This is a genomic window from Deltaproteobacteria bacterium (assembly GCA_029860075.1).
Taxonomy (GTDB): domain Bacteria; phylum Desulfobacterota; class JADFVX01; order JADFVX01; family JADFVX01; genus JAOUBX01.
The window spans coordinates 22,899-43,515 of sequence record JAOUBX010000022.1; the positions used below are offsets into that span (position 1 = coordinate 22,899).

General features: G+C 39.4%; 21 protein-coding genes and 2 tRNA genes. 11 read left to right on the forward strand and 12 right to left on the reverse strand.

Annotated features, from left to right (window positions below; all coding sequences use genetic code 11):
• Window positions 1-11: 11 nt before the first annotated feature.
• The 11 genes from OEV42_08610 (at window position 12) to OEV42_08660 (ending at window position 11,201) form a co-directional block, all read left to right on the forward strand.
• Window positions 12-1,112: a hypothetical protein gene (locus tag OEV42_08610; GenBank protein MDH3974327.1), complete on the forward strand. Its 1,101-nt coding sequence runs from the start codon at window positions 12-14 to the stop codon at window positions 1,110-1,112.
• A 14-nt stretch (window positions 1,113-1,126) separates the two neighbouring features.
• Complete coding sequence (locus OEV42_08615) at window positions 1,127-1,885, forward strand: class I SAM-dependent methyltransferase (GenBank protein MDH3974328.1); 759 nt, start codon at window positions 1,127-1,129, stop codon at window positions 1,883-1,885.
• Between the two features lie 59 nt (window positions 1,886-1,944).
• On the forward strand, window positions 1,945-2,898 hold the full coding sequence (locus OEV42_08620; GenBank protein ID MDH3974329.1) for a sulfotransferase: 954 nt from the start codon (window positions 1,945-1,947) through the stop codon (window positions 2,896-2,898).
• A gap of 123 nt (window positions 2,899-3,021) precedes the next feature.
• Window positions 3,022-4,158, forward strand: a complete 1,137-nt coding sequence (locus OEV42_08625; protein MDH3974330.1) for a glycosyltransferase family 4 protein — start codon at window positions 3,022-3,024, stop codon at window positions 4,156-4,158.
• 206 nt (window positions 4,159-4,364) lie between these two features.
• The gene (locus OEV42_08630) at window positions 4,365-5,198 is read left to right on the forward strand and encodes a glycosyltransferase (protein ID MDH3974331.1); all 834 of its coding nucleotides are present in this window, start codon (window positions 4,365-4,367) and stop codon (window positions 5,196-5,198) included.
• 158 nt (window positions 5,199-5,356) lie between these two features.
• A complete protein-coding gene (locus tag OEV42_08635) occupies window positions 5,357-6,577 on the forward strand; it encodes a glycosyltransferase family 4 protein (GenBank protein ID MDH3974332.1) in 1,221 nt (406 codons plus the stop codon).
• A 45-nt stretch (window positions 6,578-6,622) separates the two neighbouring features.
• Window positions 6,623-7,405: a WecB/TagA/CpsF family glycosyltransferase gene (locus OEV42_08640; protein ID MDH3974333.1), complete on the forward strand. Its 783-nt coding sequence runs from the start codon at window positions 6,623-6,625 to the stop codon at window positions 7,403-7,405.
• A 22-nt stretch (window positions 7,406-7,427) separates the two neighbouring features.
• The gene (locus OEV42_08645; GenBank protein ID MDH3974334.1) at window positions 7,428-7,955 is read left to right on the forward strand and encodes an acyltransferase; all 528 of its coding nucleotides are present in this window, start codon (window positions 7,428-7,430) and stop codon (window positions 7,953-7,955) included.
• Window positions 7,956-7,962: 7 nt separating this feature from the next.
• Window positions 7,963-8,838 (forward strand): sulfotransferase, encoded by an 876-nt coding sequence (locus OEV42_08650; protein ID MDH3974335.1) that lies wholly within the window; start codon window positions 7,963-7,965, stop codon window positions 8,836-8,838.
• Between the two features lie 235 nt (window positions 8,839-9,073).
• Window positions 9,074-10,483: an undecaprenyl-phosphate glucose phosphotransferase gene (locus OEV42_08655; GenBank protein ID MDH3974336.1), complete on the forward strand. Its 1,410-nt coding sequence runs from the start codon at window positions 9,074-9,076 to the stop codon at window positions 10,481-10,483.
• A 55-nt stretch (window positions 10,484-10,538) separates the two neighbouring features.
• Window positions 10,539-11,201, forward strand: coding sequence for a nitroreductase (locus OEV42_08660; GenBank protein MDH3974337.1), 663 nt, complete (start codon window positions 10,539-10,541; stop codon window positions 11,199-11,201).
• A 32-nt stretch (window positions 11,202-11,233) separates the two neighbouring features.
• Here the strand turns inward: OEV42_08660 and OEV42_08665 are convergent, their stop codons facing one another.
• From OEV42_08665 to OEV42_08720, 12 genes are all read right to left on the reverse strand, one after another.
• The gene (locus tag OEV42_08665; GenBank protein ID MDH3974338.1) at window positions 11,234-11,524 is read right to left on the reverse strand and encodes a Dabb family protein; all 291 of its coding nucleotides are present in this window, start codon (window positions 11,522-11,524) and stop codon (window positions 11,234-11,236) included.
• Between the two features lie 107 nt (window positions 11,525-11,631).
• Window positions 11,632-12,528 (reverse strand): GTPase Era, encoded by an 897-nt coding sequence (era, locus tag OEV42_08670; protein MDH3974339.1) that lies wholly within the window; start codon window positions 12,526-12,528, stop codon window positions 11,632-11,634.
• A 22-nt stretch (window positions 12,529-12,550) separates the two neighbouring features.
• The gene (locus tag OEV42_08675) at window positions 12,551-13,564 is read right to left on the reverse strand and encodes a radical SAM protein (protein ID MDH3974340.1); all 1,014 of its coding nucleotides are present in this window, start codon (window positions 13,562-13,564) and stop codon (window positions 12,551-12,553) included.
• On the reverse strand, window positions 13,557-14,252 hold the full coding sequence (rnc, locus tag OEV42_08680; protein MDH3974341.1) for a ribonuclease III: 696 nt from the start codon (window positions 14,250-14,252) through the stop codon (window positions 13,557-13,559). The genes OEV42_08675 and rnc overlap by 8 nt, the downstream gene beginning before the upstream one ends.
• Window positions 14,253-14,291: 39 nt before the next feature.
• On the reverse strand, window positions 14,292-15,125 hold the full coding sequence (gene nadC, locus OEV42_08685; protein MDH3974342.1) for a carboxylating nicotinate-nucleotide diphosphorylase: 834 nt from the start codon (window positions 15,123-15,125) through the stop codon (window positions 14,292-14,294).
• A complete protein-coding gene (locus OEV42_08690; GenBank protein ID MDH3974343.1) occupies window positions 15,113-17,767 on the reverse strand; it encodes a valine--tRNA ligase in 2,655 nt (884 codons plus the stop codon). The genes nadC and OEV42_08690 overlap by 13 nt, the downstream gene beginning before the upstream one ends.
• Before the next feature lie 106 nt (window positions 17,768-17,873).
• Window positions 17,874-19,073, reverse strand: coding sequence for a response regulator (locus OEV42_08695; protein MDH3974344.1), 1,200 nt, complete (start codon window positions 19,071-19,073; stop codon window positions 17,874-17,876).
• A 67-nt stretch (window positions 19,074-19,140) separates the two neighbouring features.
• A complete protein-coding gene (locus OEV42_08700; GenBank protein MDH3974345.1) occupies window positions 19,141-19,560 on the reverse strand; it encodes a chemotaxis protein CheW in 420 nt (139 codons plus the stop codon).
• Window positions 19,557-20,018 carry a chemotaxis protein CheW gene (locus OEV42_08705; protein MDH3974346.1) on the reverse strand — a complete coding sequence of 154 codons (462 nt, stop codon included), beginning with the start codon at window positions 20,016-20,018 and terminating at the stop codon, window positions 19,557-19,559. The genes OEV42_08700 and OEV42_08705 overlap by 4 nt, the downstream gene beginning before the upstream one ends.
• Window positions 20,019-20,150: 132 nt before the next feature.
• Window positions 20,151-20,227: transfer RNA gene (locus OEV42_08710), tRNA-Asp, on the reverse strand.
• A gap of 19 nt (window positions 20,228-20,246) precedes the next feature.
• Window positions 20,247-20,322, reverse strand: a tRNA-Val gene (locus OEV42_08715).
• A 21-nt stretch (window positions 20,323-20,343) separates the two neighbouring features.
• Window positions 20,344-20,616 (reverse strand): HU family DNA-binding protein, encoded by a 273-nt coding sequence (locus OEV42_08720; protein ID MDH3974347.1) that lies wholly within the window; start codon window positions 20,614-20,616, stop codon window positions 20,344-20,346.
• Window position 20,617 lies beyond the last annotated feature (1 nt).

A 20,617-nucleotide genomic window follows, 5' to 3' on the forward strand; every position in this document is an offset into this window, starting at 1 on the left:
TTATTTTAAATATGGAAATTGATATCGAAAAAACAAGAAAAGATGTTGCAACCTGGTTAGAGAAAATGGCAGCAGGATTTGATCCCGGTAGGTTTAGCTTTTGCTCCAGTGGTGGAATTGTCCCAACGGATGGCCCTTTGGCCCAGATGCCCACATGCTTTGCCATGAAAATCGCTTGGCAAATGGGATTGTGGGAAGAATGGAATAAGGAAAAACAAGGTGCATGCATAGATTTTATCAAGTCTTTTCAAAGAACTGATGGATACTTTGATGACCCCTGGCTTAAGGCCAATGCAAAAAATAATTTAAAAGATTACGCCCGAGTTCTGCTAGGTAGAGCCCATTGGAAAGCTTTGACGAATCGCAGTCAGGGGCGTCGTAGAGCAGAAACTCGTCAATCTGCTTCTACCCTATTGATGGTGGGGGAAAAACCTGATTACCCTTTGCCAACGGAGCTCAAAGATGCAGACAATGCAGTCCATTACGTGAAAGGATTGGACTGGAAATATCCATGGGCTGCAGCCAGTCACTTTAGTCACCAGTTGTTTCTGCTTTCAGTTAATGAGATTTTTTTTGGTTATCCTGTAGAGACTATTATTGATGCATTAGTTGACACTTTGTCGAACTACTATGATCCTGATACTGGGACTTGGTATGATAGCAATCCTCCTGATGCAATGAAAATCAATGGTGCTATGAAGGTCTATTCCGGATTACAGTGGCTATCTTTCCCTTATCCGGAAGCTTCTGTCTTAATGGATTTTGCTTTAAAACAACCATTCATAAAGGATGGTTGTGGTTTTTTGAATAGGCTTTTTGTCGTATATAATGCAAATAAAGCAGTCCCCGAAGGATACCGCAAGGAGTCAGTTCATAAACTTGCCCATCAAGCACTTGAAATTGCTGCTAACTTCAGGTCTGAGGGCGGGGCATTTTCTTTTTTTGAAGGTAAATCGCAGATAAATTATTATGGCGCCGTTGTAAGTAGAGGAGATAACGTGAGCGATCTTCACGGCACAGCCATGTTTGTGTGGGCGATAGCTCTGGCCCTCAAGATTTTGGGTAAAGAAGCTCCTAAAGGTTCAGAGAACTGGAAACCACATAAGACTTAATAATTATTATCAATATGAAAAGAATAGTTTCAAAAGGCTTAACAATTACTGGCTACTTACTACAATGGCTTCCAGAGAAGATATGTGTAGCTGGGATAGCAGCCTTGAGTTGGATGCTTGCATCTGGCAGGGAAAGCAGTAAGGGTTTAAAGCTCTTATTAATGTTTGAGAATAAATTGTACCAGCTAACAAGTAAACTTGCTTGTGATTATGGCAATGGTATTCACCCGAAACACCGACTAATGAAGTATCATGACTTTTTTGTTCATCATTTAAAAGAGGGTGATAAAGTGATTGATATAGGTTGTGGAAATGGTTCATTATCCTATGATTTAGCTGAATTGGGCGGAGCCCATGTAACAGGTATAGAGTTGAATAGCGATTCCCTTGAAGTAGCAAAAATAAAATTTCCTCATAATAATATTCGTTATGTACATGGTGATGTTTTGAAAGAGCTGCCTGATGAAGAATTTGATGTGGCAGTCATGTCAAATGTTCTGGAACACCTGTCCAACAGGGTCATTTTCTTAAAAGAAGTACAACAAAGACTCAGACCTAAAAAGTGGCTGCTTCGCGTTCCTATCTATGAACGTGACTGGCGGGTGCCTTTAATGGATGAACTCGGTGTTGACTATAGACTTGATTCTACTCACCATATTGAATATGTAGAAAAAGATTTTATTGGGGAGCTAAAGGCAGCTGGACTTATTATTGTTGATAAAAAAGTCGGATGGGGAGAAATTTGGTGTGAGGCTCATCCATATGAGATATAGTTGAGTCATAAGCATAGAACTTATTAATTTCTAAAGATATTTAACCTTTTCACTTTACTATGGATAATATAATTATACATGTCGGTTTCCATAAATCCGCAAGTACTTTTCTTCAGGAGACTGTTTTTACTCATTTACCGGTTAACTATGTTTTCTTTGCAGGAAAACAGAGAGAAATGCTGGATATGGTTGAGTCACTTGAATGCTTTGATCCAATTGCCCTTCATAAGTGGGTTAATAATGAAGTTAATCAAGAATATGGCAATGAAAAAAGAAGAGTTACCGTTCTAAGCCATGAAGAATTATCTGGGCATCCTCATGGTCATGAAAGCATTGATCCTTTATTGGTCGCTAAAAATTTAAAAAAGACTTTTCCAAAGGCAAGGATTCTAATTGTTATCAGAAATCAATTTTCTTACTTAAGTTCTATTTATACATTTCGTGTTTCAAGCAAGGGGGTGGAATCTCGAAACTTTGATTCATTCCTTGACGAAGAAGGTAAACTTGGCTTATTTGACCATTTAGAGTATGACAAACTGATTAAGCATTATATGGATTTGTTTGGTAAAGAAAATATTCATATCCTTCCTATGGAAGGACTAAAAAAATCGCCTGAAAGTTTTATAAGTTCATTATGTGATTTTTTACAAGTTCCATATCAGTCGTTTGAAACTAGCCAATACATAAATAAAAGTAGTAAAAATCTTGCTGTATTAACTATTTGGAGATTTATTAATTATTTCTTTGGCATTTTTCTGAAATTATTAATGTTTTTTACAGGAACAAAAGAAAAATTGTACTACTTTAGGAGATTGAGGTATGGTTTTTACGGTATCAAACAATGGTCTTCACCTGTTCTTGAGAAGTTCTTAAAAAATAGAGGGAATATCGATATTAAGCGCTACCCTGAATATAATCAACTCTTTAAAAGATATGCAAAAACCAATGCTTCCCTTAATAAACTGACTGGCCTAGATTTGAAAGAATACGGTTATCCTGTTCACAATGATTAGTTTCTTTGGGCTAAACGAACATCGACCTGCTATATAAATTCATTCTAGTTCAGAGAAAAAAAGTTTTAATACGAACTATTTCTTCATATTAGCATTTTAGCTCTTTAACAAGGAAAAACCCAAATGAAACTTGGACTTTTTTTTTCTCGTGGCATATCTCTGCAAGTTTGGTTGGAAAGTGGTTTATTAGAGAGAGAGAAGCTAATCTACGAAGCTCATCTGAATAATAAAACTCTTTCCAAAGTATATTGGTTTACCTACGGCATAAATGATTTTTTTTTAAGTAATGAACTCAAGAAAAAAGGGAAGCTTCATCTTAATATTGAAGTGATTCCCATGCCATGTTTTTTTATAGGTAGACTCGGTATTCTGATTTACAGCCTGCTCCTGCCCTTTCTACATTTTTCTTTATTGAAGCCTCTCCATATTCTAAAAACCAATCAAATGAACGGCAGTTGGTCTGCTGTGATTGCCAGTTGGCTGATTCATAGGCCGCTATTATTAAGAACGGGATACACATGGTCATTATTACGAAAGAGACAGAACATTTCTAAATTCAAACTAACGTTAATAGAAATAATTGAAAATTTTGCTTATAAAAATGCTGCTGCCGCAATAGTTACAACTGAAAACCAAAGAAAAAACATTGTAGAAAGCTACTCGATTCCCAAAAGCAATATTTATGTAATCCCAAACTATATTGATACGCAATTATTTGTACCTGAAAATTCAAAGACAAAATATAAAGATCGTCTCATCTTTATCGGCCGGTTGAATAAGGAAAAGAACCTTTTCAACCTATTTGAAGCCATCGGAAAGACAAATTTAACATTAGACATATATGGTAAGGGAGAACTGCAGCCAATGCTGGAGCAACTCAGTATTGATAGAGGCATAAAGGTTTCCTTTATGGGCGCTGTTCCCAATTCAGAATTGCCGGGAATATTAAATCGCTACAAGTACTATATACTGCCATCACATTTTGAAGGAATGCCAAAGACCTTGCTTGAAGCTATGGCCTGTGGACTGGTTTGTATTGGAACTAACGTCCAGGGGATAAATGAGGTCATTGAAGATAGTTTAACAGGTTACCTTGCAAAAGGGACAGATTCCAAATCTATTCTTGAAGCTATAAATAAGGCGATTACAAATGATGATAACGAAATCAGTAAAAGAGCTATAAAAGAAATTCAAGAAAATTATTCTTTAGATAGTATCGTCAAAAGAGAAATGACTATTTTTAAAAAACTATTACATTAGTTTCTGCGTAAAAATACTGTTTATCAATATAATATTTTATCACATGAGCTTTTAGGTTGCCTGATTAACCGGATCGTGCCTATAATCTCGCCTAATACTTACTCCCCCTACACAATTATCTAATTGATCCAATAAAATTTGGTCATTGTGCGCTGGATGAGAGGATATCAGGATTACTGACGGGATAATAAAGAACAAAAAGATAAATGAAAAAAATAGAAGTAGAAATAAGTATAATAATGTCCGTATATAATGGAGAAAGATGGTTAAGTGAATCTATAGATTCCGTACTCAATCAAAGCTATAATAACTTCGAGTTAATAGTAATTGACGATGGTTCAACAGATAAGTCAGTAAATATTTTAAATCACTACATGATTAAGGACAAACGAATCAGGGTATTTCATAATAAACAAAATATAGGATTGACACGATCGCTTAACAGAGGATTAGAATTATCACAAGGCAAGTTCATTGCACGCATAGATTGTGATGATATATGGCACCCTGAAAAGTTGAGTAAACAAATAGAATACCTGGAAGAGCATCCTTACATTTCTATAGTAGGAACAGCATGCAATGTGATAGATGAAAATGGCCATGTTTCTGAAACACAAAAGATTCGATTTGTGAAAGAGGATAAAAGCATCAGACAATCAATTGTAAAGTTCAATCCTTTTACTCATTCATCAATTCTATTTAAAAAGGATGTTTACAAAGAACTTGGTGGATATAATAATAGTTTTGAATTTGCTCAGGATTATGAGTATTGGATTAGAATCCTGCAAAGGTACAAAGGGGATAACTTGGCTCAAGCTTTGACCTTTCGACGAAATTCACCAAGTTGTATAACCATTAAAAGGGAAAAAAAACAGCGCTGGTTTGCAATAAAAGTTAAGTGTAAAGCAATAAAATTACACAGGAGACCACTTGTAGAAATCATTCATACATTACAAGATATATCCGTTATTGTCATTCCCAACTTCATACTTTCTGAGCTTAGAAAAGTAAAGAGGGCAATAACCAGACTTTATCAATGATATTAGTTTTTAAACTCTTGTCACTTTTTAAAGTTAATTTCTGGCAAATTCAGTTTTGAATATAAGCATGTCAAAGAATATCAGAAGAAACTAGCCTATATATTTCAGGTTATTTTCATGAATTATTGAAAATATAAACCATATAAGTAGCAAGTAGATTGGAACCAAAAAAAATCATAATCATCCATCAAGAAGATCTTTTCGGCAGAAAAATCAGCGGAATTCTCTCATTTATTAAGCAATTTATCCGTTTTGCACCCTCTAGCATGAAAATTGAATATATCGGCATCACAAGTAATATTACTGAGCGTCCAGTAAAAAAGTGGCAAAAAATTAACATGGAAGACAAAACCATTAACTTTTTACCACTTTTATATGTGAAAGATGAAAATAAAAAATCCATAATACCCCTATCAGCTAAATTTGCTTTTCAATTAAGGTTATTAAGAAAAAAGTCATTTAGAGATAGTATTTTATTTTTTCACCGTATAGAGCCAATTGCCGTACTGAAGAAAACAGATTGTCCTAAAATATATTTAACTCATGCAGATATTGAAAAACAAATATTATCAAAAACAACTGAGAAGCTGTGGAATAAGTTCCCTCAATTTTACATTCGACTTGAGGAATCGTTATTACCAAATATCGACAAGATATTTACTGTTACAGAAAACTCACTAAAGTATTATCAAACCAGATACCCGCAATATAATGACAAGTTCGCCTTTCAATCAATATGTATCGATACTACAAAATTTTCACCAGCAAAGAAGGCTTTATCTCTTCAGAGGAAATATTTAATTAAAAAATGGCCATCCCTCTCAAATAAGTCTAGATGGATAATCTTTACTGGACGTCTTCAGGAAGCAAAAGCTCCTGAAAAATTAGTTAAAGTATTTTCTAAGATAGTGCAGGAATTTCCTTACACTAATTTAATAATTATTGGAGATGGTGATCTCAAAAACAACTTGCTAAACTTCATAAATGACCTTGGACTTAACAATAGCATTTTCCTTCTTGGCTCTTTGGAACAAACAGAAATTGCTGATTTTCTTAGAGCAAGTGATGTTTTCTTATTAACGAGTAATTCTGAAGGCTTGCCAAACTCTATCCTGGAAGCATTAGCATGCGGGACACCAGTTGTTACCACAAACGTAGGTGATGTATCAAAGGTTGTAATAGAAAGTTTTTCAGGTGAAATTGCTTCTGATTTTTCAGTAGAGGAAATATGCAAAAGTCTATTAAAAGTCTTAAGGGAACCTGCTAAATACACTATGGAAAATTGCGTTTCATCAATTAAGGACTTTTCCTCTGAAAAAGCACTTCAAAATATGTATAATACTTGCCTTGTGCTTCAAGGTAATTCTAATTCTCATTAGTACCTTTCAAATTAACCGATAAAGATAAAGTATTAATTTCACAATATGCCTGAAAAAAGTATACAAATGTTTAATATTAATATTAATGCTGCTACATTGGAAGAAGCTGCAGATATGGTAATTAATGCATCAAAAAAAAGAGAAAAAGGGCTAGTAGTTACGCCTAATGTTGACCATATGGTAAAACTTGATAAAGACAGCGAATTTATGAAGATTTATAAAAATGCTTTATTTATATTCGCAGATGGTATGCCTATTGTGTGGTTAAGCAAAATACTTCCAGGAATGAGTCTACCTGAGCGTGTAACGGGGGCAGACTTGCTACCAAAAGTCTGTGAAAAAGCATCTAATAGTGGATTGAAAGTTATGATAATTGGAGGTATGATAGGGGTTGCTGAAGAAGCTTCATCAAAACTCAAAAAAAAGTTTAATAACTTAAATATTGTTGGCACTTATTGTCCTCCCATGGGTTTTGAAAAAAACCATGAAGAAACAATGAGAATAATTGGTTTTTGCAACAGTAGAAAACCAGATATCATTTTTTTTGGAGTGGGAGCCCCTAAACAGGAAAAGTGGGCTTCTTCCAATATAAATCAGTTAAATGATTGTATTATTTTATGTGTTGGAGCAGCTATCGATTTTGCAGCTGGAAATATCCAGAGGGCGCCCAAATTTATCCAAAATATAGGCTTTGAATGGTTCTGGCGTTTAATTAAAGATCCTAGAAGACTATGGAAAAGATATCTTATTCAGGATAGCTGGTTTATTCTAATGACCCTTCGTGAACTTACAAAACAATTAATATATCTCAAGAAAACATCTCCGTAATTCTTACATTGAAATTCTAAAAATGAAGAATATTAAACAAATATTTAAATACTTTCTTTACTTTATATACATTAGTGCCATCAGATTTACACCAGAAAATTATAGGCCATACAGTTTATTTTTCCCCTTGTTTAGAAAGTTTTTAGTCTCTAACTTTACGGATAAATGTGGTAAGGGCTTAGTAGTTAAACATAACTCAGATATATCACCTCATATTAAAATTGGTAATTTTTCTGAGTTAGGCACGCGGTGCATGATTCAGTCCAATACTACCTTAGGTAACAATGTGATTATGGGGCCGGATGTAAAAATTTATACAAGAAATCATAATTATTCATCAATAAAAGATCCCGTACGAGTTCAGGGTAAAATTCACAAAACAACAACAATAGGAAACGATGTATGGATTGGCGCAAATGTTATCATTCTTCCTGGAATAACGGTTGGAAATAAAGTTGTGATAGGAGCGGGGTCTGTTATAACCAAGAACATTCCTGACTTAGTTGTCGTTGGAGGAAACCCAGCTAAAATAATTAAAGAGAGAATATAAAAGTAATTTGAGAAAAAAAGTTATTTATATAATGGGTGCCGGTCGAAGTGGGACAACCTTGCTTGACATAATACTTGGGAACTCGGAAGACATATTTAGTTGTGGTGAATTAGTCAGGTTTCCCACTTTACGAGGAATTCCTCATGGTTCGAAAAAAAATGATTTTAAATATACTTTTTGGAGCAAGATAGAAAAAAAGTTTTTTTCTAAATTTCCCAAAATAATTACATATGATGATTTGCTCACTCTTTCGATGAAGATAGAGTTTCACCGTTCTTTCTTAATTAATTTTTTTGGATTCTTACCTTCAAAACACCTTAAAATGTATAAAGTTTACATCAATAATTTATTTTCATCAATTTTTGAAGAAATTGATGAAAATATCATTATTGATTCATCTAAATATCCGTCAAGAGCTTTAGCTCTGAGTAGATATTTGGATTATGAGTTGTACTGCATCTATTTAATTAGAAACCCGGCTCATGTAGTTAATGCTTTTCAAAAAAAGGATATAGAACAACCATCAAAAAACTATTTTAGTGCAAATATTTACTATTTTATCATTAATTTATATTCTACTTTTGTAAAATTTATTATTTACAAAAGAAATTTTGTTATGATTAAATACGATGATTTAGTTGATAATCCCATGGAATGTTTAAAAAAAATAGAAAGTACTTTTAAAATTCACTTAAGTAAATCTAAAAAATTAATTGAGAATAATAAAGAGCTTAATGTTGGTTTACTTTTTGATGGCAATAGAATTCGGCAGAGTAAAACTATTAATTTAAAAAGAAAAGCATATAAGAAAACAAGCGGTATAAAAAATCTGTTGCCTATCATTATAAATTTTTTTTGGTGGAAAGAAGGACAAAAAAAATGAAGGTTTAAAAACAATATTGATGGGTGGTATGCCCGGCGTTGCAGATAAAGCAGCCAATGAACTTAAAAAAAATACTCAAGGTTAAATATTGTAGGTACATATTCAACCCTTAAATTGAATTTACAGAAAAAATGTTATACTAACTATCTTTTATGCAATATTAAATCATTTATGTTATTATCCATTATTATTGATTCATTGATATTAATTGAGTTTCTCTAAAGGGGGTATGTATATGCTTAAAAAGCACTGGCAGTTTCTCTCAAGTGTTTTTGCATTTGCAGATATTCTAATTATCGCTGTCTCATGGACTATTGCATATCACATAAGGTTTTCTGGTTTATGGTGGGAAAATATTCGAGTTAATCCTCTTTCAAAGCAGTATTTAATAATATTAGTACCCATCCTTATTCTATGGCCTTTTATTTTTAAAAACATGGGCTTATATAAACAGAGAAGAATTTCCTCAATAATTACCGAAGTATTTGATGTGTCAAAAGCTTCTACCCTGGCTATGATCATACTTGTCAGCACGACTTACTTTATTCGGAAAGATGAGTACTCCAGGCTGGTATTTTTCTACTTCTGGATCATAAGCATAATTCTCCTTTCCGTCGAAAGATTTATTTTAAGAGAATTCCTTCGCAGTTTTCGACAAAAAGGCTACAACTTCAGACTCGTTCTCATTGTCGGAGCAGGTGATTTAGGTGTCAGGGTTCTAAAAAAGGTAAAGTCTAGCCCCTGGTCGGGACTTAAAGTTGTCGGATTGATTGATGACAATATAACAAAAGGTGAAGTGATCGAAGGCCATAAAGTCATTGGAAAAACAAAAAACATAAGAAACATTATTAAAGAGTATGAGGTTGATCAAGTATTTGTAGCCCTTCCGGTGCAGGCATATAAGCGACTCACTTATGTGGTAAACAGTCTCAGTGATGAAACAGTAACCGTCAGAATTGTGCCTGATCTATATCAGACAATGACCTTGAATGCGGGCATTGAAGATTTTGATGGTATGCCCTTAATCAATCTAACGGAAAGCCCCATGTATGGGTGGAGTGTCATTGTCAAAAGGTTGTCAGATATTCTTGTTGCCTCCATTGCACTTTTGCTTACATCTCCATTACTACTTCTCATATCAATTATTATTAAACTTACATCAAGTGGTCCTATCGTTTTTAAACAGAAACGTTATGGCCTTGATGGGAAAGAAATCAAGGTCTATAAATTTCGGACAATGTCTGTATCTGAAGATGGCGAACAGGTTCTGCAGGCTACAAAATCTGACCCTAGAGTCACTCCCTTCGGTGCTTTTCTCCGTAAAACAAGCCTTGATGAATTGCCCCAATTCCTGAATGTATTGCAGGGTCGCATGTCTGTCGTCGGACCAAGACCACATGCAGTTATTCATAATGAAGAATATAAGAAAATAGTAAAAAGTTACATGCTAAGGCACAAGGTAAAGCCCGGTATCACTGGCTGGGCACAGGTTAATGGCTGGCGTGGTGAAACTAACACCCTGGAAAAAATTGAGAAAAGAGTTGAACATGACCTTTACTACATCGAAAACTGGTCAGTATGGCTGGATATTAAAATAATGTGGCTCACAATCTGGAAGGGTTTTATTCATAAACACGCCTATTAAATAAATATTTTTCACCTGGATATACCATTTATCATATTTTATAAAGAGAGCTTTAATGGACGCCCTAAATTGTATTAAAACCAGAAAAAGCATTCGCAAGTTCAAACCGGAGACGGTCCCAAAGGAAATCCTCATTGAAGTCATTGAAACAGCTCAGCGAAGCCCCTCCTACAAAAACAGCCAACCCTGGGAAGTTATCATCATCTCAGGCAAGGAGAAAGATGAGCTTTCCAGGCTGCTTGTCGGTCTTCTTGAAGAGAATGAAGTAAAAAAACCTGACATCCCTGAACCAACGGGCTGGCCGGCCCCTGTTGAAGAGCGAATCAAATCAACACTCGACAATAGAAGCAAGCTCTTCCACATTGACCTGACCGATCCTGAAAATATCAAAAGATCTAAAAAAGCCAACTTCAGGTTCTATGGAGCGCCTCATGCCATCTTTTTCTACCAGGACGCATCACTTAACGAGTGGTCCATTCTCGACATGGGTATGTTCATCCAGAGTGTCATGCTGGCTGCTAATGCAAAAGGACTCGGCACAGTACCCCAGGCTTACCTTACGGACTATTCGGGTGAAGTCAGACAGTTTCTCGGCATAGCTGACTCAAAACGTCTTGTCCTTGGAATGTCAATCGGATATGCGGACATGGATGACAAAATTAACAGCGCCATGACCGGCAGAGAAGATTTAGAGAAAATAGTTCACTGGATAGAATAATCGCTTAAATCCTGTTTTCCACTCTCTTCTTTCTAAAACTCATAATCTACCTTAAGCGATGATTCACAAACTTCCTTCACCATCTTAACCACTTCCATATGGTCGGGGTGAACGGCATAGGCCTCTACATCATCAAAGGTTTCAAAAGTCGAATCAAGGGCGATATGGCAAGAGTTGGGTTTATTGCCAATATCCCTCCCAACTATCAATTCCCTGACAACTTCAATCTTGTCTTTCAGTCCTTCCAGCGCCGAGATGAGCTTTTCTCTTTCATCATTAGATGTGCTTTCTTTGAACTTGAAGAAAACGATATGCCTTATCATAAAAAGGTTCTCCATTCCATTATAAATATCCGGAGTAAGATCCACGCCCGGAGGACGGGGGACGATAATTCATTAAAATCTGTGAAATCTGTATAAATTTCTCTTTATTAATCTATGCCCAGTTCCTTAAGCATCCTGTCACTGCTACTCCAGCCGCTTTTCACTTTCACAAAAATTTCCAGGAAGACTTTGGCTCCCAACAGGGCTTCTATATCCTTTCTTGCAGCTGTACCTATCTCTCTCATCATGGCCCCCTTTTTGCCGATGATTATTCTCTTTTGCGAGTCACGCTCAACATAGATAAGGGCCTTGATAACCAGGACATTTTTACTTTCCTTCTCGGTAAATTCCTCAATTTCAACGGCCGTAGAATAGGGAACTTCATCTCTCAAACTTCTGTATAGCTTTTCCCTGATAATCTCTGAAACGATAAATCTCTCCGGAAGGTCCGTCAGTTGATCGTCAGAAAAAAAGCGTGGTCCCTCTTTTAAAATATCCTTTATATTCTCTAAAAGGCTTTCAACCCCCTCCCCCTTTTTTGCGGACAAGGGAATAATATGTCTGAAATCAAACCGTGAAGAAAGATCATCTATGACTGGCAGGAGCTCTCCCTTTTTAACGAGATCTATCTTGTTTATCACAAGGATGACGGGTTTGCCCGCTTCTTTTAAGAGGTTGATGATAAAATCATCACCGCTGCCTGAAATCTTGTTCGCTTCGATGACAAAAACAATGATATCCACCTCCGATATGGTTGATATGGCTGCCTTGACCATAACCTTATTCATAAGGTCTCTCGCCTTATGTATACCCGGCGTATCCCAGAATACGATCTGGGCGTCATCAATATTCTTTATTCCCGTTATCCTGTTCCTTGTTGTCTGCGGCTTATTTGTAATGATGGATAACTTTTCACCCACTATTTCATTGAGTAGCGTCGATTTTCCTACATTAGGTCTGCCGATAATTGAAACAAAACCGGATTTAAATGCTTGTTTACTCATACTATCTCTCTACATTTATTATTCAATGAATCAACACCTTCCCCCTTTTAAGTGAAAAATCCTTTCTTATTGAAAAGTTTAAACGAGGGAAGTCTGCACTGAGTCTCTTTATATTCATATTTCGCTGTCCCCTGAATGCCGACTCATCAGAAGGGGATATTGAAAAAGAAATATCTTTATTCCCGTAAGATGCTTTTGCAAGAAGAGACCTGGCTTTTTTCATAAAAATGGCCGACTCAACCATCTCTCCGAAAGAGGGATGGTAAGGACCTGAAAGAAGCGATTTTTCAAGGCTTTCTTCTGCCTGAAGACCGATCCTGATAACATCAATATTCCTTGCTCTAAACAGCTCCACCATATCTGCACAGAGAGGAAGGGCTTCTTCCATGGTTAGCGGTCTATAGCTCCCTTCCTGAAATTTCTTTTCCAACTCCGTCCCCCTGATGACAAGAGCCGGATAAATCCTGACCAGTTCAGCGCCGAGATCTGCAACCTTGAATGCACTTTTCATCGACCTTTCATAACTGTCGCCAGGTAGCCCGGGCATGAGTTGACAGCCCAGCGTGAAGCCGTACTCCCTAATCAGCCTGGCCGCACTTTCCGTATCCGCTGAACTGTGCCCCCTCCCCGAGGACCGCAGTACCTCATCATCCATAGACTGAACACCCAGCTCTACCGTCGCTGCACCATATTTCTTAAGAAGCTTAAGACCTTCTTCATCGATAGCATCGGGCCTTGTTGATACTCTGACGGCATCAATTTCACCATTATCGATAAAGGGCTTTACTTGACCAAGCATATGCTCCTGCATGGCCAGAGGAAGCGCAGTAAAGGTGCCGCCATAGAAGGCAACTTCTCGCCTCCCCTCCCCTTGCCAGCTTTCGAGATAGGAAGAAATTTCCGACTTAATTTCATCTCCTTCAGCCATGCCGCCATCCTGCCCGGAAATGCTGTTCTGATCGCAAAAGACGCACCGTTCAGGGCACCCTCTGTGGTTCACATAGAAGGGAGCAATAAACATCTTTTTTCTAGCCATGATCTGCTGCCTCTTTAAGCGCCCTTCTGGCTGCCATCTGCTCAGCCTCTTTTATACTTTTTCCTCTCCCTCTGGCAACCGGTTTTCCTTCAATATGTAAAACTACCTCAAAGGTCTTGTCATGATCAGGGCCAGACTCCGAGGCAACTTCATAGGCAATGGGCCCTCTTTTCTCCTTCTGGCAGAGTTCCTGAAGTTCCGATTTGAAATCGGCAAAATGAAGGGGTGATTTGATGAGAGGAATAAATATTTCTTCAATAACTTCTTTAGCTTTTTCAAGCCCGCCATCAAGATAGAGTGCTGCCACAAGGGCCTCAAAGGTATCTGCCAGGAGTGAACTTTTGTCTCTGCCTCCACTCAGGAGTTCCCCCTTGCCGAGAAGAATATATTCTCCCAGTCCTATTTCTCTGGCAATGGCAGCCAGACTCTCTTCTCGTACGATGGAGGCCCTTTTTTTCGAAAGAGGACCCTCCTTTAAATCAGGAAAAAGAGTATAAAGAATTTCTGAAATAACGAGGTCAAGAACGGCATCACCAAGGAATTCAAGCCTTTCATTATCCCCTACATTGAGCGTTTTATTCTCATTAACAAAAGATTTGTGAGTTAAGGCATGCCTGAGCAAACTCTCACTGGAAAATTGAAACCCTATCCTTGCCTGAAGGCCCGATAAATGAGGCAGGTCTGTCATAAAAACTCCTGAAGAAATAAATAAGAGAAGATAGTTGATTTACCTCGCCTGTTCAATCCTCATACTCACATCAACAGCGGTAGCCGAATGGGTCAGGGCACCTACCGATATGATATCGACTCCCGTAAAAGCCACATCTGAAATATTATCGAGTGTAATATTACCTGATGCTTCAACGAGAGCCCTCCCTGCAATCAACCTTACGGCCTCCCGCATGTCATCAATATTCATGTTATCGAGCATAATAATGTCGGCGCCGGCATCAACGGCATCTCTTACCCCATTAAGGTCCGGCACCTCTACCTCTACCTTAATGGTATGAGGCGCTTCCATCTTTGCTCTCGATACAGCTTCCCTTATTCCGCCACAGGCAGCAATGTGATTATCCTTAATCAGTATACCATCGTAAAGCCCCATGCGGTGATTGGAACCGCCTCCGACCTTGACGGCATACTTTTCAAGTGCCCTCAATCCCGGCGTGGTTTTCCTCGTATCAGCCACCCTTGCCCTGCTCCCCCTGATCTTTTCTGTGTATTGCAACGTCAATGTGGCAATTCCTGAAAGCCTCTGTATAAAGTTAAGGGCCGTCCTTTCGGCAATCATAAGATCAGCAACGTCACCGGTCATTTCGGCAAGGGTATCGCCCTTTTCCACTTTGTCTCCATCTCGCTTCATGCTCCTGAAAATAATGGTGGAATTGACCGATTCAAAAACCTCCCTTGCCACGTCGATGCCGGCAAGGGTAAAGGATTCCTTGGCCTTAATAAAGCCAGAGACGACCTTACGATCCCTGAATAGAACAGCTGAGGTCACATCCCTGCTACCCAGGTCTTCGGCCAGAGCCCACTCTATGATTCTTCTTATTTCAGACATTTGATCCTCTCAAGTGATGCTTCGAGCTTTTCTTTCGCCTCTTTCATGTCATCATACTTTGCCTTGTCCTTTTCCACAACATGGGCGGGGGCTCTCGCTATGAAATCCTTATTGGCAAGCTTTTTGGCAAGAAAGCTTATATCCTTCTCTACCTTGACGATCTCTTTTTCCAGCCTCTTTTCTTCTTCCTCGAAATCAACGAGTCCCTTAAGCGGAAGATAAACCTCTAAATCACCGACGACAGACATGGCAGCGCCCTGCGGAGCATGACCATCGGTAAAAGAAGACGATGCGAGCCGTGCGAGCCCTTCAATGAGGCTTAAGCTACCCTTGACCGTTTCTATTGACTCGCTGCTTCCGCCTCTAACAATGAGTTCAACCATGGTTCCCGGCGCTACCCCCATCTCTCCCTTTATATTTCTTACCGCCTTAATGACACCCATAACAAGCTCCATGTCACCTTCCAGCTTTTCAGCAATCAAGGATGGCTCCGTAAGGGGGAAAGCGCTTTTCATGATTGATTCTTCTTTACCGGTTATATAGCTGTAGAGTTCCTCTGTCAGGAAAGGCATAAAAGGGTGAAGAATCTGGTAAGAGTTAGTCATCACTCTTGCCAGAACCGCCTGGACAACCTTCTTCCGCTCTTCACCCTCCTTGCCATAAAGAGCAGGTTTGATCATTTCTATATACCAGTCACAGAGTTCATGCCAGACAAACTGGTAAATACTGCTTGCCGCATCATTGAACCTGTAGGCATCAATATACCTTGTTACCGATTCGACAGTCCTGTTAAGCCTGGAAATAATCCACCGGTCCGGCAGTTGGAGTTTCTCTGAAGGCGGCAGTTGAAGCCCGTCTCCCTCATAGCCCTTAAGATTCATGAGAGCAAATCGGGAAGCATTCCAGATCTTGTTTACAAAGTTCCTGTAGCCTTCAATCCTGTCTTCAGAAAGTCTCACATCCCGCCCCTGGGCTGCAAAGGCCGCCAGGGTAAATCTGAAGGCGTCGGTACCGAACTTTTCTATCATGAGAAGGGGATCGATAACGTTCCCCTTCGATTTACTCATCTTCCGTCCCTGAGCGTCTCGAACAAGGGCATGGATGTAAACGTCTTTAAAGGGCACGTCATTCATAAACTTAAGACCCATCATCATCATTCTTGCCACCCAGAAAAAGAGGATATCAAAACCGGTAACAAGAAGCGACGTAGAGTAAAAGAGCTTCAACTCCTTCGTATCATCGGGCCATCCCATGGTAGTAAAAGGCCAGAGGGATGAAGAAAACCATGTATCGAGAACATCCAGGTCCTGCTCAAGCGCCTTATTGCCGCAGGAGGGGCAACAGTCGGGCCTCTCAACAGCAACAACGGTCTCACCACATTCACAATACCAGGCCGGAATCCTGTGCCCCCACCATATCTGCCTCGATATGCACCAATCCTTGATATTTTCCATCCACTCAAAATAGGTTTTCTCCCACTGCCTTGGAACAATCCTCGTTCTGCCATCTCTGACAGCTTCCATGGCTGGTTCTGCCAGGGTCTTTACCTTAACAAACCATTGCTTTGAGATCATAGGCTCTACCGTCGTGCTACAGCGATAGCAATGACCCACACTATGATCATGATCCTCTATATTGACAAAATAACCACCGGATTTAAGATCGTTAATAACTGCTTCCCTGCACTCATAACGGTCCATACCGTTATATTTACCGGCAAGTTCATTCATCTTCCCATCCCTCTCCATGACAGAGATAACATCGAGTGAATGCCTCAAGCCAATCTCGAAGTCGTTAAAATCATGGCCCGGCGTAATCTTTAGAGAGCCCGTTCCAAAATTCATATCTACGTGGCTGTCTCCAATAACGGGAATCGTACGATCAGTGAGAGGAAGAAGTACTTCTTTACCGATAAGGTCCTTAAATCGTTCATCTTCGGGATTAACGGCAACAGCCGTATCGCCAAGCATGGTTTCAGGTCTAGTCGTAGCTACAATAAGCTCACTGCTGCCATCCTTGAAAGGATATTTTATGTGATAGAGATGCCCCTTATGGTCTTCATGTTCAACTTCCAGATCAGAAAGCGCCGTCGTACATCTTGGGCACCAGTTGATAATATAATCCCCTTTATAAATGAGTCCTTCCTCATAGAGTCTGACGAAAACCTGTCGAACAGCCTTTGAAAGGCCTTCATCCATGGTAAAGCGCTCCCTGCTCCAATCACAGGAGGCGCCAAGCCTTTTGAGTTGATTTACAATAACACCACCATACTCTTCTTTCCATTCCCAGACACGCTTGACGAATAGCTCTCTTCCCAGAGATTCTTTCACCGTCTCCTGCAGGGCGAGCTGTTTTTCAACAACATTTTGAGTAGCAATACCGGCATGATCCGTACCGGGAAGCCATAATACATTATAACCCTGCATTCTTTTAATCCTGGCCATAATATCCTGCAAGGTATTATTCAGGGCATGTCCCATATGCAGCGAACCGGTCACATTAGGCGGCGGGATAACAATGGAATAACCTTCCTTATCGCTATTCTCATCTGCCCTGAAATCCTGGTTATCAATCCACTTCTTGTACCACTTTTCCTCAATTTCTTCGGGCTCATAAGCCTTGGCAAGCTCTTTTTCCAACATGAAAAATTTCTCCAAACAATGTTAAAATATCTAAATTGAAAAAGGGAGATTATTAGGATAATCTCCCTTTAGTTCCAGAGGTAACTTTCTGAGATAGTTCCGTCTTTTATTCGCCCTTAAGTCGCTTAATTTCCTCTTTGATCAGTGTTTCAGCTAATTCAGGCACAACTTCCCAGGCAATTTTTTCTATAATTTCTCTGGCTACTTTAGAAACAAGCTCATTCATCTGGTCTTCTGAAAGCTGTGGGGCAACAGCCGCTGCGCCTGCTTTTGCAAGCGGTTCTTCCGGGGCTGGAGCTTCTACGGCAACAGCTTCAGGCACGACCTCTTCAACAGGGGCTTGAGGCTGTACCGGTACTGTTTCAACTTTTTCCTCAAATTCAAAGGTCTCTTCCGAAACCGGCGCAGCTGCTTCAGTTGCTTGTTCCGGTGCAGCAGGCGCGGCAACCTCTTCCTCAAAACCAAATTCAGCAAACTCCTCCTCGGCTGATACAGGCGCCTCTACAGCAGGCGCCTCTACAGCAGGGGCTTCAACAACAGGTTCAGGAACCGCTTCAGGAGCCTCCTCTTCACTAAAATCGATCCCCCCCCATAATTCTTCATCGGAAACGGTTTCTTCCTCAACAACAGGTTCAACTACAGGCTCAGGTACGGCCGGAGGCTGAGCCTCTTCAGAGACGCCACCGAAATCCGCAAATTCCTCATCACTCCAAATCTCTTCTTCTGCTCCTTCCTGAACCGGCTCGGCAGGAGACGGTGCAGGAGCTTCCTTGACAGCAGCTTCTTCCGTCATATCCCAGAGTTCTTCTTCCCCAAGTTCAACAATCCCTTCCTCAGCTTCCGCTTCCGGAAGTGGAGCAGCAGGAACTTCGACAGGGACTGCTTCTTCAGTTACAGGCGGAGCTTGTGTTACCGCAGCTTGTACCGGTGCGCCGCCAGCTCTTTCCAGATGATCTTTTACTTTATCTATCAGTGTCTGTGATTCGAAAGGCTTTGTAATACTATCATCGGCGCCGACCTCTTTACTTTTTGCCTCATCAAAAGGCTCAAAAGTTCCCGTTAGAAGTATTACAGGAGTGGAAGAAAGGGCTGAATCAGCCTTGATTTCCTGGCAAACCTGATATCCATCCTTTTCAGGCATAACAACATCTGCAAGCACAAGGTCAGGCTTAATCTCTTTCGCCTTTGTTACGGCATCAGCGCCATTGTCAACTACCGTCAATTCGTAATCTTCATTGGCAAAGGTAATACCTATGACCTTTTGAATCGTTATACTGTCATCTGCAAGTAGAAGTTTTCTTGCCATTCATAACCTCCGGGTAACAATAATTAATTTCTATCTGCAATTTACCTTACAATTTGCTGAATGCGACTTATTGTACAATTTTTTCTGCATTAAGAATATAGACCTCTTCCCCACTCCACGATGTCTTATGATCTACTCCTTTGATGCCTTCTGTACTCTCACCCAGTGCAGATCTATCAATCCTCGTCACAGTCACGACATTTCCGATCTTAAAAGCAATATCAATTCCTTGTACATTATGAACAGCAATCAGGTTTTCCGTAGATACCTTTTTCCCTTTAATTCCCATAGCAAGAGGCAGATTAAAAAAAGGAATGGGCTTTTCGTCAAATTTGACCAAACCTTCAAAATAGTCTCTTGCAAGAGGAACTTTTTGTACAAATTCGTAATGTAAAATCCGCTTAACTAACGCGATATTGGTTGCTATCAGTTTATCGGCAACCCTGAAGATCAGATATTGCTGATCTAAGGCATATTCGATATTCATGACTTACTTTGACCATCTCTTGAAATCTTGATGATGGTTTCCTTACTGTAAATGCCAGGCAAATTCATATGGAGAACAAATTCACCATTCCAGTCATGTATGAAGGTAAAAGCATTTTTATCCCTCAGTATCATTTGGGGGAAAGGAAAAAATGCACTGCCTGCTTCAAAAACACCTTCCACGGAATCGATAGGAATGGCAAGAATTTCATTCCAGACTCTAACAACGGCAGCTGTTTCGTAAACGCTCTTCGCATCTTCCGTTAAAGAAAGTCTTTTCTTTATGTCTACCAGCGGTATTTCACTGCCCCTGAACTCAACTTTTCCTATGCACTCTTCCCCTTGAGACTTTGAAGAAAGATCCAAATTTTCCGTTACTTCAATAAGATCCTTAATATTTATGGAAAATTTACATCCATCAATAGAAACAATTAAAATGAGTTCTTTTCCTGAAGACATACCTATTCATTTTCAATTTGGGGGCACTCATCCCTAGTGTGAACGCTACTAAATTATACTAATAATGTCAAGTATTTTTGAAAATTCAGGCAATAAAAAAGCCCCCCTGTTCAGGGGGGCTTTTTAAATTTCTGGCGGGGCCGACGGGACTCGAACCCGCGCCCTCCGGCGTGACAGGCCGGCGTTATAACCAACTTAACTACGGCCCCAGAAATTCCTTATTCTATTTGGTGGGCGGAACAGGGTTCGAACCTGTGACCCTCGGCTTGTAAGGCCGATGCTCTCCCAGCTGAGCTATCCGCCCCTTAAGTCTGATACAAACTGCTTATTTTACCGCATCTTTAAGAGATTTGCCCGCTTTGAACCTGGGAACCCTTGATGCTTTAATTTGAATTTCCTGACCGGTCTGAGGATTTCTACCTTTTCTGGCAGCTCTATTCGATACGTCAAATGTACCAAAACCTACCAGACTTACCTTGTCACCCTTTTTGAGCGCACCGGTAATTCCATCAACAAAAGCTTTTACTGCTTTTTCAGCAGCAGCCTTTGAAATATCCGTATCCGCCGCTATCTTGTTTACTAAATCCACTTTTGTCACA

Bases quoted from the DNA above. Each gene is read 5' to 3' on its own strand.
- rnc (MDH3974341.1), bottom strand. From the start codon at position 14,252: ATGACAGACCTGCCTCATTTATCGGGCCTTCAGGCAAGGATAGGGTTT.
- era (MDH3974339.1), bottom strand. From the start codon at position 12,528: ATGAGTAAACAAGCATTTAAATCCGGTTTTGTTTCAATTATCGGCAGA.
- OEV42_08665 (MDH3974338.1), bottom strand. From the start codon at position 11,524: ATGATAAGGCATATCGTTTTCTTCAAGTTCAAAGAAAGCACATCTAAT.
- OEV42_08615 (MDH3974328.1), top strand. From the start codon at position 1,127: ATGAAAAGAATAGTTTCAAAAGGCTTAACAATTACTGGCTACTTACTA.
- OEV42_08690 (MDH3974343.1), bottom strand. From the start codon at position 17,767: ATGTTGGAAAAAGAGCTTGCCAAGGCTTATGAGCCCGAAGAAATTGAG.
- OEV42_08675 (MDH3974340.1), bottom strand. From the start codon at position 13,564: ATGGCTAGAAAAAAGATGTTTATTGCTCCCTTCTATGTGAACCACAGA.
- OEV42_08620 (MDH3974329.1), top strand. From the start codon at position 1,945: ATGGATAATATAATTATACATGTCGGTTTCCATAAATCCGCAAGTACT.
- nadC (MDH3974342.1), bottom strand. From the start codon at position 15,125: ATGTCTGAAATAAGAAGAATCATAGAGTGGGCTCTGGCCGAAGACCTG.
- OEV42_08705 (MDH3974346.1), bottom strand. From the start codon at position 20,018: ATGTCTTCAGGAAAAGAACTCATTTTAATTGTTTCTATTGATGGATGT.
- OEV42_08700 (MDH3974345.1), bottom strand. From the start codon at position 19,560: ATGAATATCGAATATGCCTTAGATCAGCAATATCTGATCTTCAGGGTT.
- OEV42_08610 (MDH3974327.1), top strand. From the start codon at position 12: ATGGAAATTGATATCGAAAAAACAAGAAAAGATGTTGCAACCTGGTTA.
- OEV42_08645 (MDH3974334.1), top strand. From the start codon at position 7,428: ATGAAGAATATTAAACAAATATTTAAATACTTTCTTTACTTTATATAC.
- OEV42_08655 (MDH3974336.1), top strand. From the start codon at position 9,074: ATGCTTAAAAAGCACTGGCAGTTTCTCTCAAGTGTTTTTGCATTTGCA.
- OEV42_08695 (MDH3974344.1), bottom strand. From the start codon at position 19,073: ATGGCAAGAAAACTTCTACTTGCAGATGACAGTATAACGATTCAAAAG.
- OEV42_08630 (MDH3974331.1), top strand. From the start codon at position 4,365: ATGAAAAAAATAGAAGTAGAAATAAGTATAATAATGTCCGTATATAAT.
- OEV42_08625 (MDH3974330.1), top strand. From the start codon at position 3,022: ATGAAACTTGGACTTTTTTTTTCTCGTGGCATATCTCTGCAAGTTTGG.
- OEV42_08640 (MDH3974333.1), top strand. From the start codon at position 6,623: ATGCCTGAAAAAAGTATACAAATGTTTAATATTAATATTAATGCTGCT.
- OEV42_08660 (MDH3974337.1), top strand. From the start codon at position 10,539: ATGGACGCCCTAAATTGTATTAAAACCAGAAAAAGCATTCGCAAGTTC.